The organism is Streptomyces otsuchiensis (assembly GCF_004305975.1).
GTDB lineage: Bacteria > Actinomycetota > Actinomycetes > Streptomycetales > Streptomycetaceae > Streptomyces > Streptomyces otsuchiensis.
On sequence record NZ_BHZI01000507.1, the window covers coordinates 1 to 1,614 of the forward strand.

Sequence of the window (1,614 nt, forward strand, 5' to 3'; positions counted from 1 at the left end):
GGGCCACCCGCACGCCCCGCCGCTTGTCGGCGCCTCCCCCTAAGCTGGAGTCATGTGTGGTCGCTATGTCGCCAGCAGAGCGCAGGAAGACCTCGCGGCGCTGTTCTCCGTCCAGCACACGGGTGAGGGAGAGCCGCTGCCGCCGGACTGGAACGTCGCCCCCACCAAGGAGGTGTACGCGGTCCTGGACCGGCCGCTGCGGGGAACCGAGCCCAGGGAGCCCGTCCGCCAGCTGCGCACCCTCCGCTGGGGTCTGGTCCCGTCCTGGTCCAAGTCCCCGGATGTCGGCGTGAAGATGATCAACGCCCGTGCCGAGACCCTGCACGAGAAGCCCTCCTACCGCCGCGCGTTCGCGGCCCGGCGCTGTCTGCTGCCCGCCGACGGCTACTACGAGTGGTCGACCGGCGGGGAGGAGCGCCGCGAGGAGGAGAAGGGCAAGCGCAAGCGGCCCCGCAAGCAGCCCTACTACGTCACCCCGCCCGACGGCGGCGTGCTGGCGCTGGCCGGGCTCTACGAGTTCTGGCGTGACCCGTCCCTGCCCGACGACCACCCCAGCGCCTGGTGGGTGACCTGCGTCGTGGTGACCACCGAGGCGGAGACCACGCCGCTGCCGGGGGTCACCGCGGAGCGATCCACTCCCGACCACCCGCGCACCCTCTCCGACATCCACCCCCGGATGCCGCTGGCGCTGCCCGCCGACCGCTGGGACGCCTGGCTGGACCCGGCCACCACCGACACCGACGAGCTGCGCGCGCTGCTGGAGCCGCCGCCGGCCGGCCACGTCCGCGCCTACCCCGTCTCCACCGAGGTGAGCAACGCGCGGAACAACGGCCCGGAGCTGATATCCGAGCTGACGGAGCCCGAGGTCGGCACACTGTTCTGATGGCATCCAGCTCCGAGCCCGCCTCCGCCGGCCCCGCCGTTCCCGCATCCGCCTCCGCGTCCGCCGGGGGAGTGGAAAGCGTCGCCACCCCGTCGGGCGACGCCCGGATCACCTGGCACCCGGCGCCCGCCGCGCACACCGTGGTCGCCCTCGGCCACGGCGCGGGCGGCGGCATCGAGGCCCGCGACCTGCGGGCACTCGCCGACGCGCTCCCCGCGCACGGCTGCACCGTCGCCCTGGTCGAACAGCCCTGGCGGGTCGCGGGCCGCAGGGTCGCCCCCGCGCCCCGCACGCTGGACGCCGCCTGGCGCGAGCTGTGGCCGGCGCTGCGCGCGCCCGGCCTGCCACTCGTCGCCGGGGGCCGCAGCGCCGGCGCCCGGGTGGCCTGCCGCACCGCCCGCGAGCTGGGCGCGGTCGCGGTCCTCGCGCTCTCCTTCCCGCTGCATCCGCCTGGGCGGCCGGAGAAGTCGAGGGCCGACGAGCTGACGGGGGCCGGAGTGCCGCTGCTGGTCGTCCAGGGCGGCCGTGACCCGTTCGGCCGGCCCGAGGAGTTCCCGGAGACGGTCGAACCCGCCGTGGTGCCCGAGGCCGACCACGGCTTCGCGGTCGGGCGCCGGGCCGCGCTCACCCAGGACGAGGCCCTGCGGCGACTGACCGACGCCGTCCTCGCCTGGCCCGTGCTCTCCGCCGCCCGCGGCTGACCCGGGGCCGAGCCCGCCCCGCCGCGGGTC

General features: G+C 76.3%; 2 protein-coding genes. Both read left to right on the forward strand.

The window, feature by feature from the left end:
- The first annotated feature begins 52 nt into the window (after positions 1-52).
- Complete coding sequence (locus tag E0D90_RS25505) at positions 53-883, forward strand: SOS response-associated peptidase (protein WP_130800275.1); 831 nt, start codon at positions 53-55, stop codon at positions 881-883.
- Positions 883-1,584 carry an alpha/beta hydrolase family protein gene (locus E0D90_RS25510; RefSeq protein WP_227870507.1) on the forward strand — a complete coding sequence of 234 codons (702 nt, stop codon included), beginning with the start codon at positions 883-885 and terminating at the stop codon, positions 1,582-1,584. Before E0D90_RS25505 ends, E0D90_RS25510 begins: the two co-directional genes overlap by 1 nt.
- Positions 1,585-1,614: the final 30 nt, after the last annotated feature.